The sequence below is a fragment of the Streptomyces sp. NPDC020362 genome, from assembly GCF_040642095.1.
GTDB lineage: Bacteria > Actinomycetota > Actinomycetes > Streptomycetales > Streptomycetaceae > Streptomyces.
Genome location: NZ_JBFAET010000238.1, coordinates 1 through 12,193 on the forward strand (window position 1 = coordinate 1; position 12,193 = coordinate 12,193).

A 12,193-nucleotide genomic window follows, 5' to 3' on the forward strand; every position below is an offset into this window, starting at 1 on the left:
GCCCCGACCGACGCCCGGCACGGCACGGCGCCCGTCGAGGCCTGGCTCAAGGAGCGCCTCGCCCCCTACAAACGCCCGCGCGCCGTCCACGCAGTGCCTGCCCTGCCGCGCACCAGCAGCGGCAAACCGGTACGCAACGCGTCGGCGCTGGCCGCTGCACGCGAGGGTGTGACCCGGTCATGAGGCCTCCGGCCGGTGCCAGGGCCGGCAACCGCCCGTCCCTGAGCCGTACACCCGCAGGGGCGGCTGCGCCCCTTCCGGTTGCGCCGTCGCGACCGCGAGCACCAGGCCCGGCGGGCATTCGGGCAGCGCCAGCGCGAACGGCCTGCCGGGGAACGGCGTCCACCGCGTCCCGAGGCGACGGGGCAGCGGGACACGGCGCCGGGTGCCGCCGCTTCGCAGACCCACGCCGAGCGCCTTGCCCAGAGCCTCCTTCGCGGTCCACAGCCGGTAGAAGTCCTCTGGGCGGTGATCCTCGGGACGCCGGGCGAGCCAGGCCGCCTCGGCCGGGTCGAACCAGCGGCGCGCCAGGTTCACGAACGACAGCGGCCGGACCACCTCCACATCGACGCCTATCGCCGCCGCGGACAGCGCCACCGCGACCACGTCGGCGCAATGGCTGATGCTCACCCGGCACAGCGCGTCGCCGCCCACCGCCCGAAGAGCTTCGTCCGCCACCGACAGATAGGGGCTGCCGCCGGCGTCGTGGGCCACCCGTGGCACGGCGCCGGACGGCACCGGCACGCCCAGCTCCCCCGCCATGCGCACCAGGACGCGCCTGGCGGCCGCCGACGGGTCCCCGCAGGCGGGGGCCAGCACCACAGTGACCGCGTTCGGATCATGCACCGGGCGCTCCGACATGAAGGGAAGTCCACCAGTGATGGACGAGATCCGCCAGTACCTCCTCGACGCCCTGGTGAGGATGGGCTTCGACCCCGAGGCGGTCGACGGCTCCAGCTCGCTCGGACCGGCCGGCATCGACCTCGACTCGCTCGCAGTGGCCGATCTGGTGATGCAGCTGGAGGACCGGTTCGGCGTGCACATCGACGAGGACGAGACCGAACGCTTCGCGATGATGACGATTGATCAGATCGCCAAGGAGTCGGCCTCCCGCATCCCGGCCGCGTAGGGCGCCGGCATCCGGCATCCGCGCGTCACGCGCCCGGAGGGCCCCGGCCAGGCCGGTCCTCGGCACCCGCGCGCCCTCCCACCCACCGTCCCGGTCAGTACAGGGAGTTCCCCCATGACCCTTCGAAAACTGCGCGCCGAACTGGCCGCCGACCCGGAGCTGGGCGTCGGCAACGTGCTCAGCACCCTGGTCGCCCGCGCCGGCGACGACGCGGAGTCCGGCATCACCTTCGACTCCGAGGTCGACGGACACCCGGCCTGGCAGCGTCTGACGCTGCGCGACCTGGACCGTGCCGTCGCCGCTCGCGCCGCCTGGTTCCACGGCGCCGGCATTCGGCACCGTGATCCTGTCGCGGTGTACGTCACCACCGCCGCCGACCAGGTCCTGGCCTTCTTCGCGCTGACCCGCATCGGCGCCGTCCCGGCCCTGCTCAACAGCAACATGGACGCCACCACTGCGCGCGCTTACCTCGGCAAGGTCCAGCCGCGGGCCCTGCTCACCGACGCCGCGCACCGCGCCCGTCTGGGCGCCGAGCCGTTCCCCGGCGTCCTGCACAGCGACATCGCCGACGCCACCGGCGGCGACCCGGAACAGGCCCCGCCGCAGTACCGCTTCCACCCGAGCGACGCCGCCGTCATCACGCACTCCTCCGGCACCACCGGGCTGCCCAAGCCGGTGACCGCGAGCCACGCCAGTCTCTTCGCGGCCACCCGGCACCGGCTGTCGCTGCCCCGGCCGCGCACCATCGACCGGATGCTCAGCGCGCTGCCCGCCAACCACGCAGCCATGGTGATCGCGGTGACGCTGGCACTGTGCAGCGGCATCGAACTGCTGATGCTCTCGGACCAGAACGGCAAGGGCGTCCTCGCGGCCGTCGACCGCTGGCAGCCGTCCTGTGTCTTCGGGTTCGCGGCCACCTGGCCGCAGCTCGTCGCCGAGGATCTGGACCGGTACCGGCTCGACAGCGTCCAGATGTGGTGGAACACGGGCGACGCCGCGCACGAGGCGCACATCAGGAAGCTGGTCTCGGTGGGCCACCGGGTGGTCCCGAAGCGCGGCGGCTTCGACCGCCTGCCGGGGGCCACTTTCATGGACGGCCTCGGCTCCAGCGAGATGGGGCACTCGATGTTCTTCATCACGCACACCCCCGAGACGGACCGCTACAACCGGTGCATCGGCAAGCCGCACGCCTTCGCCGAAGTAGCCGTCCTGGACGAGCAGGGTCTGCCGATGCCGTCGGGCCGCATCGGTGAACTGGGCATCAAGTCGCCCACCCTGTCGCCGGGTTACTGGAACGACTCGGTCACCACCTGCCGCACCCGCCGCTCCGGCTACTTCCTCACCGGCGATCTCGTCTACCGCGACGAGGCCGGCTACTACTACCACGTCGACCGGGTGGTGGACACCGTCAGCCTCAGCGGGGGGCGGTATCTGCACACCGCCCAGTCCGAGGAGCAGATCCTCGCCCGCTGCCCCGAGGTGCTGGACTGCACGGTGATCGCCGTCGCCGAGGACGAGTCCACCGTCGCCACCGAGGTGCTCGTCAGCCTCGCCGCGGGCGGCCCGGCCCCCGGGGACCTCGCGGCCCGGGTGCGCGCCGCGCTGGACGAGCACGTGGCGGCCACCGTGCGCGGCGTGACCGTCGTCGCCGACGAGGACATCCCCCACGGACCCACCGGCAAGGTACGCAAGGCCATCCTGCGCGAGCGCTACAAGGACCGGACGGCGCGGGCGGCCGCGGAGACCGGCGGAGAGGCGGGGACCGTATGAGCACGCGAGCACGCACCGCAGCGGTCGTCACGGGCATCGGAGTGGTCAGCTCCCTGGGCAGGGACCTGGGCGAGACCTTCGACGCGCTGTGCACCGGAGCCTCCGGTCTGCGGCGGCCCACTCCCGAACTGGCCGGGGCCTCGAACGTCGAAGTGGTCTCCCAGGCCCCGGACATCAACCCGGCCGAGGTGCTCAGGCCGCCGATCGACCCCGGGGTCGACCGCTATCTCGTCCTGGCTCTGGCCGCCGCCGAGCAGGCCGTCCGGGACGCCGGGCTGGCGGTCGGCGAGAACAGCGACCCGGAGCGCACCGCGGTCGTCGCCTCCACCGCGGGCGGTCCGCTGCGTACGTACGAGGAGCATGCCGCCGCCCGCCGTGAGCGCGGCCGGCAGGCGGTCAGCCCGTATCTGTGCCCCGGCATGATCCCGAACATGTCGGCGGCCCGTATCGCCATCAAGTACGGTATCCGCGGCTACAGCCTGCTGCTGTCCACCGCGTGCGCGGGCGGCGGCCAGGCGGTGGCCGAGGCGCTGCGGCTGATCCGCGGCGGTGAGGCGGACGTCGTGGTGTGCGGCGGCTCCGACGCCCCGCTGCACCCCACGGTGGCGGCCGCGTTCGTCAACGCCAACTCCCTCGCCCACGGTCACGACGATCCGGCGCGTGCCAGCCGCCCCTTCGACCGGGACCGCAACGGCTATGTGCTCGGCGAGGGCGCCGCCTTCTTCGTCGTGGAGAGCGCCGGGCACGCCGACGCCCGCAGCACGGCCGGGTACGCGGACGTCATCGGCTGGGGCGCCACGACCGACGCCTACCATGTCACCAAGCCGCGTCCGGACGGCTCCGGTGCCGCCGAGTGCATGCGCCGGGCGATCGCCTCCGCCGGGCTGGCGCCCGCCGACATCGGCTACATCAACGCACACGCCACCAGCACCGGCATCGGTGACGTGGCCGAGGCCCGCGCGATCCGCTCGCTGTTCGGCGACGAGACCCCGCCGGTCAGCTCCACCAAGTCGGTCACGGGCCATCTCATGGGTGCCTCCGGCGCCTTCGAAGCCGCCGCGACCGTGCTGTCCGTGGCCCACGGCACGCTGCCGCCCACCCACAACCTGGACAACGTCGCCCCGCACTGCGAGCTGAACCATGTGCGTTCCAAGCCGGTGCAGACCGAGGTGCGGGCCGCGCTGTCCAACTCCTTCGGCTTCGGCGGCCACAACATCTCGCTCGCCTTCGGTGCGCCCTCCACCCGGGGCCGCCGCCTGCTGGCGGGTGCCGATGACTGAGCGGGGCGAGTTGCCGCTGCACACCTTCTGGTGGCTGCACGACGCCCGCTGGTACCAGGGGGTGAAGAAGCGGTACGGCCAGGACGTGGCCAACGAGATCAACGCGGAGGCGATGAAGTTCGTCGCCCGCCGGGTCGCCCGCTGGTTCGTGGCCCGGCACGGAGTCGACCACGCCAAGCTGCCGATGGACGAGTTCGTCGCCTACTTCAAGGAGATCCCCCGAGCCATGTGGCCCGAGGAGATGACGAACTATCAGCACACCGCCGTGGGCGACGACACCTTCGAGACGGTGGTCACCGAGCACTTCGCGCTCAAGATGCTCAAGGCCGCCCGCTCCTTCGACGGCTACCGCTGCCCCTGCCTGGAGATGCGGGCGGGCTGGTTCGAGGGGATGGGCCTGGACGTCGAGGACAGACGCAGCGCCTGCATGACCCACGGGGACGCCGTCTGCCGGTTCCGCGCCACCGTACGCCGTCCCGAACAGGGAGATGCAACGCCATGATCACAGGAATTGACCACGTCGAGTTCTACGTCGGCGACGCCCGGCAGGCCTCCTTCTACCTCTGCAGCGCCCTCGGCTTCCGGCTGTGCGCCGAGAGCGGCGATGACGGGCGGCCCGGGCAGCGTTCGCTGCTGCTGCGGCAGGGCGGGGTCCGGCTGCTGATGACCTCGGCCCTGTCCGAGGACACGGAGGCGGCCCGCTACGTCGCCCGGCACGGCGACGGCGCCGCGGTGATCGCCTTCGGCGCCGACGACGCCCGTACCGCGTTCCACGAGGCGGTGGCCCGAGGGGCACGGCCGGTGCGCGAACCGGTCGAGTACGCCGACGCCGAAGCCCGGGTGGTGGTCGCCGAGGTTGCGGGGTTCGGCGATGTCACGCACCGGTTCGTCGAGCGGCACGGCGACCGGGAGTCCTTCCTGCCGGGCGTGACCAGGCATCTGGCTCCCGACCCGGAGGAGGGCGAGAACCTGCTCCGGCTGATCGACCACATCGCGGTGTGCGTGCCGGCCGGCGAACTCGGCTCCACCGTCGAGCACTACGAGAAGGCGTTCGGGTTCACGCAGATCTTCGAGGAGTACATCGAGGTCGGCGCACAGGCCATGCACTCCAAGGTGGTGCAGTCCGACTCCGGCGGCGTCACCTTCACGATCCTGGAACCCGACACCACCCACGCCCCCGGCCAGATCGACGACTTCATCGGCCGGCACGGCGGCGCCGGGGTCCAGCACCTGGCGTTCCTGGCCGACGACATCTTCACCGCGGTGGGCCGGCTCCAGCAGCGCGGCACCCGGTTCCTGACCACACCGGGCAGCTACTACGACGCCGTCACCGACCGCGTCGGCGCGACGGACGTCGACCTCGCCGCGCTGCGCCGCCACAACGTGCTCATCGACCGCGACCACTGGGGCGAGATCCTGCAGATCTTCACCCAGTCCATGCACGTGCGGCGCACCTACTTCATGGAGGTCATCCAGCGCCGCGGAGCCCGCAGCTTCGGCAGCGGCAACATCCGCGCGCTGTACGAGGCCGTCGAACGCGACGGCGCCCGTCCCGCGCAGGCCGGCGTCTGACCGGGACGGGACACCGAGATCGGAAGAGGGGCTCATGAGCCACGCACAGCCGGAGTTCAAGCTCACCGAGGACGAGAAGGCGCTCCTGCCGACGGACGAGGAGGTCCGCGACTACGCCGAGCGCGGCTGGTACCTGTCGCGGAAGCTGTTCACGGACGACGAGATCGACATGCTCACCGCCGCGAGCGACCGCTTCTACGCCGGTCACCGCGACCGCACCCTGCCCGTCCATCCGCCGCGGCTGGCGTACTGGACGCCCGAGGACGGCGACGTCCAGCGCCACCACGACTATGTGCACTACGAGGACGACCGGATCGCCTCCATCCTGCGCAAGCCGTTGATCGGGGCGGTCGCGGCGCGTCTCGCGCAGGCCGAGGAGATACGTGTCTTCCAGGCCACCATGATCTACAAGCCGCCGCGGCCGGACGAGGCCAGCAATGTGGTGCCCTGGCACTTCGACAAGCACTACTGGGCGACCTGCTCCTCCCAGCGCATGCTGACGGCGTTCATCCCGTTCCACGACTGCGGGGACGAGATGGGCACCATCACCATGATCGACGGCAGCCACCGGTGGCGGGAGACCGGCGGCCGGGACAGCGCCACCCGGCACTTCGCCGAGCGCGATCGCCGCGAGCTGGAGACGATGCTGGAGGAGAACGCCCGGCACAACGGCGCCGAGGTCGTCAAGGTGCCCATGCGCATTCCCAAGGGACACGTCAGCTTCCACCACTGCCGCACCTATCACGGCAGCAGCGCCAACGTCAGCGGCTGGCCCCGGCGGGCGATCTCGCTGCACCTCCAGGACGGCGCGAACGCATACGTCCGCCACGAGCTGAGCGACGGCTCCGAGGTCGCCTACAACCACGACGTCCTGGTGCGCCGTGCGGCCGACGGCCGGCCCGACTACGCCGACCCGGTCTTCTGCCCCACCGTCTGGGCAGCCGGCTCGGACGACTGACGGGGCACGGCGATGCGCACAGTGGCCGTCGTGGGCGGCGGCCTGATCGGAACCTCCATCGGTATGGCACTCGCTGTCCATGGCACCACGGTTCATGTGCTCGACCGTGACCCGGTGCGGCAGTCGGAGGCCGCCGAGCGGTGCAAAGGAGTCGCGGGGCCGCCGGCCGAACCCGTCGACCTGGCCGTGCTGGCCGTACCGCCGGGGCAGATCGCCCGGGTCCTGCGTGAGCAGCAGATCCGCGGGCTCGCCCGCTGCTACACCGACGTGGGCAGTGCCAAGGAGTCGGTGCACCGGGCCGCCGTGGCGGCCGGCTGCTCGCTGGAGTGCTTCGTCGGCGGGCACCCCATGGCCGGCTCGGAGCAGTCGGGTCCGCAGGCTGCGCGCGCCGAGCTGTTCGTGGGCCGCCCCTGGGTGCTCACCCCGGACCGGCGCACCGGTGCCGCGGCGCTGGCCGCCGCGCTGGATCTGGTCGAGGCATGCGGGGGGCGGCTGGTCGTCATGGCCGCCGCCGAGCACGACCGTGCGGTGGCCCTGACCTCACATGCCCCGCATGTCGTCGCGAGCGCCCTCGCGTCGGCACTTGGTGCCGCACCGCAGGAGGTGGTCGAATTGTGCGGCGCGGGAATCCGTGACACCACGCGGATCGCGGCCGGTGAGACGGGGCTGTGGAGCGACATCCTCGGCAGCAACGCGGGGGCCGTCGCCGCCGCCCTGGAGCCCCTGATCGACGAACTCTCTGCCGCCTTGGCCCAGTTGAAGCAGGCCGCCACGGCACCGGGCGCACCGCGGCGGGTGCTGGCCGACCTGCTCCACCGCGGCGGCGAGGGCCGCGACCGCATCATGACCGTCCAGCCGGTCCCCTCCGCCCGACTACCGCACCAGGTCGCGTCGTTCGCCTGACCGCCGCAGTCCTGCCGACGTCCCGGCGGCCACGCGACCCCGCCCCGTCACGCGCCGTACGGGCTCCGCCCGGCTCACGGCACCGACGCCGTCACCGGACGGCTCACACCGTCAGCACACCGTCGCCACACGAGGGAGCACCCGATGGGAAGGTCGGTACTGGTCACCGGCGGCAATCGCGGCATCGGTCTCGCCGTCGCCCGCGCCTTCCGCGACCGGGGCGACCGGGTCGCCGTCACCTGCCGCGCCTCCGGCCCGCCCGACCCGGACCTGCTCGCCGTACGCTGCGACGTCACCGTGCCCGAGCAGGTCGAGCAGGCCTTCGTCCGGGCAGAGGAGGCGAACGGCCCCGTCGAGGTGCTGGTCTCCAACGCCGGGATCATCGACGACGTGCTGCTGCTGCGCATGCGCGAGGAGCACTTCAGCCGGGTGCTGGACACCAACCTCACCGGCACCTACCGGGTCGCCCGGCGGGCCGTGCGCAGCATGCTGCGTGGCGGCTGGGGCCGCATCGTGCTGATCTCCTCGGTCGCCGCCGTGCGCGGCGCCCCCGGGCAGGTCAACTACGCGGCGAGCAAGGCCGGTATGACCGGTATGGCGCGGGCGATGGCCCGGGAGCTGGGCTCGCGCAGCATCACCGCCAACGTGGTGCTGCCCGGATTCGTCCCGACCGACATCAACGCGGGCCTGTCCGAGGAGTTCCGGGCGGACCTGGTGTCCCAGATCCCCGCCGGCCGCTTCGGTGAACCGGCCGAGGTGGCCGCCGCGGTCGCCTTCCTCGCCTCGGACGCGGCCTCCTACATCACGGGCGCCCTGGTCCCGGTCGACGGCGGCCTCGGCATGGGGCACTGACCGACCGACCCACCGAGCACACCGGAGGTCCCCTTGTACACCCCGTCCACCCTCCCGTGCCCCCTGGGGGCGCCCACCCCGCCGGAGCTGGCAGCGCTGGCGGCCGCGGCCGCGGGCAGGCTCGCCGCGCGCCCCGGCCTCACGCCCGCCGGGCTGGTCCGGGGCTTCACCGCGGGCCCGGCCGGACCGCACCGCGCGGTGGTCCTCGCGGGCGACCGCGACACGCTGGCCGGCGGCCTCACCGCCCTTGCCGAGGGCCTCGCCCACGACGCCCTGGTCACCGGCGAGGCGGCCGAAGGGGCCGGTACCGCGCTGGTCTTCCCGGGTCAGGGGTCACAGTGGCCGCGCATGGCCGCGGACCTGTACGAGAAGTCGCCGGTCTTCCGCGAGCGCATCGACGCGGTCGCCGCGGAGCTGTCCCGCTGGACCGACTGGAAGCTGCTCGACGCCGTCACCGGCGAGGCGGGCGAGGACCTCCTGGATCGTGTGGAGGTCGTACAGCCCGCCCTGTTCGCGGTGATGGTGGCGCTGGCCGCGCAGTGGGAGGCGTATGGTGTCACGCCCACCGCCGTGATCGGTCACTCGCAGGGCGAGCTGGCCGCGGCGCACGTGGCCGGGGTGCTGAGCCTGGAGGACGCGGTCCGGATCGTCGTCATGCGCGGCAAGGTGCTGCGCAGCCTGGCCGGTTGCGGCGGCATGCTCTCGGTGCCCATGCCGCGGGAGTGGACGGCCCGTTACGTCGCCCAGCGGTCCGGCCGGCTGGCGATCGCCGCCGAGAACGGGCCGGGGAACCTGGTGGTCTCGGGTGATGTGCCGGCCCTGGAGGAACTGGTCCGGGTGTGTGCCGAGGAGGGGCTGCGGGCGCGCATGGTCAAGGTCGACTATCCCTCGCACTCGCCGCAGATCGACCGGATCCGTGACGACCTCCTCGCCGGGATCGCCGGTGTCACCGCCCGGCCGGGCCGGCTGCCCTACTACTCGTCGGTCGCCGCCTGCCGTCTCGACGGCACCGAACTGGATGCCGCCTACTGGTTCCGCAATCTGCGGCACACCGTGCGGTTCGAGGCCACCGTCCGCGCGGCGGCGGCCGACGGACATGTGCGGTTCGTGGAGAGCAGCCCGCACCCGGTGCTCGTCCGCGGGCTGCAGCGGATCCTCGACGAGGTTCCCGGCAGCCAGGTGATCGAGTCCCTCCGGCGCAACGACGGGGGCACGGACCGGTTCCTGCGCTCGGCGGCCGCGGCCTGGACGCACGGCGCCCCCGTCGACTGGTCCGCCGTACTGCCCGTCTGACCTGCCCTGTACACCGACCCCGACACGAACCCGCGCGGCGCAGCGACACCCGGCGGCGCCGCCCGTCCCTGAGGAGAACCATGTCCCGTTACGACTGGGAGATCGACAACCCCGGGATCGCCCGCCTGGAGCAGGCCGCCGACGCGGCCCGCAGCCGTGTGGTGGCCCACCCCCTCTACCGGAGCCTGGACCGGCTGGACGCGGTAACGACGTTCATGGAGCACCACGTCTTCGCGGTGTGGGACTTCATGTCGCTGCTCAAGTCCCTTCAGCAGAAGCTGACCTGCACTTCGGTTCCGTGGCTGCCGGGCGGGCCGGCCGCCAGTCGGCGACTCATCAACGACATCGTGCTGGTCGAGGAGAGCGACGAACTCGGTGACGGTTTCCTCAGCCACTTCGAGCTGTACCTGCGGGGGATGGCGGAGGCGGGGGCCGACACCGGTCCCATCGAGACGCTGCTGGAGCTGCTGAGCGACGGCCGCCCGGTGCTGCCTTCGCTGAAGGAGGCGGGCGCCCCCGCACCGGCCCTGGAATTCGCCACCACCACCTGGGACTTCATCGAGAACGCCCCGGTGCACTGCCAGGCGGCGGCGTTCGCCTTCGGCCGTGAGGACCTGATCCCGGACATGTTCGACAAGGTCGTCACGGTCAACAGGAATGAGGGCGACCGGCTTCGTTCCTTCGTCGACTATCTGGAGCGGCACATCGAGGTGGACGGCGAGGAGCACACGCCGATGGCCATGCAGATGCTGGCCGATCTGTGCGGCGACGACCAGGACAGGTGGCGCCAGTGCGAGGACACGGTCGCCCGCGCGCTCGAGGCCCGGACCCGCCTGTGGGACGGCGTACTGGAGGCGATCCGGGCCTGATTGATAGACCTGGACGGGCATCCAGGCACTTCAACACAGGTACGAGGGACCCGTCGGGTCCCACCGAGGAGGAGTACATGTCCACGGACGCGATGACGGCGCTGCGGGCCGACCGCGACGCCTTACTCGAGGTCTGCGCGGAGCTCACCGACGCCGACTGGAAGGCCGACAGCGGCTGTCCCGGCTGGTCGGTGCGCGACGTCGTCACCCATCTGGGGGCGCTGTTCACCAAGGTGGTGGCCCCCTCGTCCCTGCCCGACGCCACGGGGCTGCCCGCGGAACGCGCACAGGACGTGTACGTCGAGGCACGGCGTGCCTGGCCGACGGAACGGATCGTCGCGGACTACGCACAGGCCGGCGAGCAGGCGTCGGCCGCCCTCGCAGCCCTCGCCCGCGACAGCGCCCGCGAGGTGGACCTGGGCGACGTGGGCACCTATCCGGCGGCGACGCTGCCCTGCGCCTTCGTCTTCGATCACTTCGTGCACATCCGGTACGACCTCTTCGGCCCGCGCGGGCCGCTTACCGGACCGCCGCCGCCCGCCGACGCGCTGCGCCTCGGGCCGACGCTGGACTGGATCGAGGCGGCACTGCCGCAGCAGAACCGCACGGCCGTGGCGCAACTGGCCGGCTCGGTGGACTTCGTGGTGGAGGGCGCCGTCAGGCGAACCATCCGGCTGGGCACGGGCGGCCGGACCGCGCGGGTGGTCGCCGACGCGGAGGACTTCGTGCGCTGGATCACCGGACGTGCCGAGCCGGACGCGCCCGGTGTCGACTGCTTCGGCGATCCGCGGCTGCAGCCGGTGCTGCGCGGCCTGCGGGTGTGGTGAGCGCCATGGACCCGCGGTTCAGCCCCACCTCCGCCGATCTGCGGCGGGAGGCCGCCCGCACCGCCGCTCTGCTGCGCACGGTGCCCACCCCCGGCGCACGGGTGCCGGGTCTCGAGTGGACGGTCGCCGAGACCGCCGCGCACCTGGTGGCGGAGGTGCGTCACTACACCGGGTTCGCCGCCGGTACGGCCAGGGCCCAGGACGTCCTCAACACACTGACCGTCGGTCCGGGGGCGGCGCCCGGCGAGGTGAACGCCGCCGCCAACGCCCGGGCGCTGGCGGAGTTCACCGAGCGTGACCCGGCCGTGCTGGCCGACGCCCTCGAGGCCGGTGTCGAGGAGTTCGCCGCGGCAGTGGCCGGCCTGCCGCCCGCGCAACCGATCCTGACCACCAACGGCCTGACCATGACCGCGCCCGTGATGACGGCCGCTCTGCTGGGTGAACAGCTGGTGCACGGCCTCGACGTCGCGCGGGCCGTGCAGGTCCCGTGGCGGATCCAACGGCGCGAGGCGCAGCTGGTCGTCGAGGGGGTGCTCGCCATGGCCGCCGGGTATGTGGACCGGCGGCGCACCGCCGGGCTGCGTGTCAGTTACGAGCTGCGCTTCCGGGGCGGCCCGCGCCACCGGTTCGTCGTGCGTGACGGCACAGCGCGGGTGACGCCGGCCGGCGATCCGGTGGACTGCGTCATCTCCGCCGACCCGGTCGCCTTTCTGCTGGTCGGCTACGGCCGCACGGTCCAG

The 12,193-nt window shown here is 72.6% G+C and carries 13 protein-coding genes and 1 pseudogene; 13 read left to right on the forward strand and 1 reads right to left on the reverse strand.

The window, feature by feature from the left end; all coding sequences use genetic code 11:
* Positions 1-183 (forward strand): annotated as a pseudogene (locus AB0H32_RS42255) (hypothetical protein); the annotation flags it as partial.
* On the opposite strand, the gene AB0H32_RS42260 reads toward AB0H32_RS42255, so the two are convergent.
* Complete coding sequence (locus AB0H32_RS42260; protein WP_361133007.1) at positions 178-846, reverse strand: 4'-phosphopantetheinyl transferase superfamily protein; 669 nt, start codon at positions 844-846, stop codon at positions 178-180. The pseudogene AB0H32_RS42255 and the gene AB0H32_RS42260 overlap by 6 nt on opposite strands.
* 34 nt (positions 847-880) lie before the next feature.
* Between AB0H32_RS42260 and AB0H32_RS42265 the strand changes: the two genes are divergently transcribed.
* The 12 genes from AB0H32_RS42265 to AB0H32_RS42320 form a co-directional block, all read left to right on the forward strand.
* Positions 881-1,129: an acyl carrier protein gene (locus AB0H32_RS42265; RefSeq protein WP_361133010.1), complete on the forward strand. Its 249-nt coding sequence runs from the start codon at positions 881-883 to the stop codon at positions 1,127-1,129.
* A 114-nt stretch (positions 1,130-1,243) separates the two neighbouring features.
* Positions 1,244-2,899 carry a class I adenylate-forming enzyme family protein gene (locus AB0H32_RS42270; RefSeq protein ID WP_361133013.1) on the forward strand — a complete coding sequence of 552 codons (1,656 nt, stop codon included), beginning with the start codon at positions 1,244-1,246 and terminating at the stop codon, positions 2,897-2,899.
* Complete coding sequence (locus AB0H32_RS42275) at positions 2,896-4,179, forward strand: beta-ketoacyl-[acyl-carrier-protein] synthase family protein (RefSeq protein WP_361133016.1); 1,284 nt, start codon at positions 2,896-2,898, stop codon at positions 4,177-4,179. Before AB0H32_RS42270 ends, AB0H32_RS42275 begins: the two co-directional genes overlap by 4 nt.
* Complete coding sequence (locus AB0H32_RS42280; RefSeq protein WP_361133019.1) at positions 4,172-4,681, forward strand: L-2-amino-thiazoline-4-carboxylic acid hydrolase; 510 nt, start codon at positions 4,172-4,174, stop codon at positions 4,679-4,681. The genes AB0H32_RS42275 and AB0H32_RS42280 overlap by 8 nt, the downstream gene beginning before the upstream one ends.
* Complete coding sequence (gene hppD / locus AB0H32_RS42285) at positions 4,678-5,751, forward strand: 4-hydroxyphenylpyruvate dioxygenase (protein WP_361133022.1); 1,074 nt, start codon at positions 4,678-4,680, stop codon at positions 5,749-5,751. Before AB0H32_RS42280 ends, hppD begins: the two co-directional genes overlap by 4 nt.
* Positions 5,752-5,785: 34 nt before the next feature.
* Complete coding sequence (locus AB0H32_RS42290; protein WP_361133025.1) at positions 5,786-6,709, forward strand: phytanoyl-CoA dioxygenase family protein; 924 nt, start codon at positions 5,786-5,788, stop codon at positions 6,707-6,709.
* Positions 6,710-6,721: 12 nt separating this feature from the next.
* A complete protein-coding gene (locus tag AB0H32_RS42295) occupies positions 6,722-7,612 on the forward strand; it encodes a prephenate dehydrogenase (protein ID WP_361133028.1) in 891 nt (296 codons plus the stop codon).
* Positions 7,613-7,756: 144 nt separating this feature from the next.
* Positions 7,757-8,464, forward strand: a complete 708-nt coding sequence (gene fabG, locus AB0H32_RS42300; RefSeq protein WP_361133031.1) for a 3-oxoacyl-ACP reductase FabG — start codon at positions 7,757-7,759, stop codon at positions 8,462-8,464.
* 33 nt (positions 8,465-8,497) lie between these two features.
* Positions 8,498-9,757, forward strand: coding sequence for an acyltransferase domain-containing protein (locus tag AB0H32_RS42305; protein WP_361133034.1), 1,260 nt, complete (start codon positions 8,498-8,500; stop codon positions 9,755-9,757).
* An 80-nt stretch (positions 9,758-9,837) separates the two neighbouring features.
* Positions 9,838-10,626, forward strand: coding sequence for a DUF3050 domain-containing protein (locus tag AB0H32_RS42310; RefSeq protein WP_361133037.1), 789 nt, complete (start codon positions 9,838-9,840; stop codon positions 10,624-10,626).
* A 77-nt stretch (positions 10,627-10,703) separates the two neighbouring features.
* Positions 10,704-11,453, forward strand: a complete 750-nt coding sequence (locus AB0H32_RS42315; protein WP_361133040.1) for a maleylpyruvate isomerase family mycothiol-dependent enzyme — start codon at positions 10,704-10,706, stop codon at positions 11,451-11,453.
* Between the two features lie 5 nt (positions 11,454-11,458).
* A partial coding sequence (locus AB0H32_RS42320; protein WP_361133043.1) for a maleylpyruvate isomerase family mycothiol-dependent enzyme occupies positions 11,459-12,193 on the forward strand: 735 nt, incomplete at its 3' end.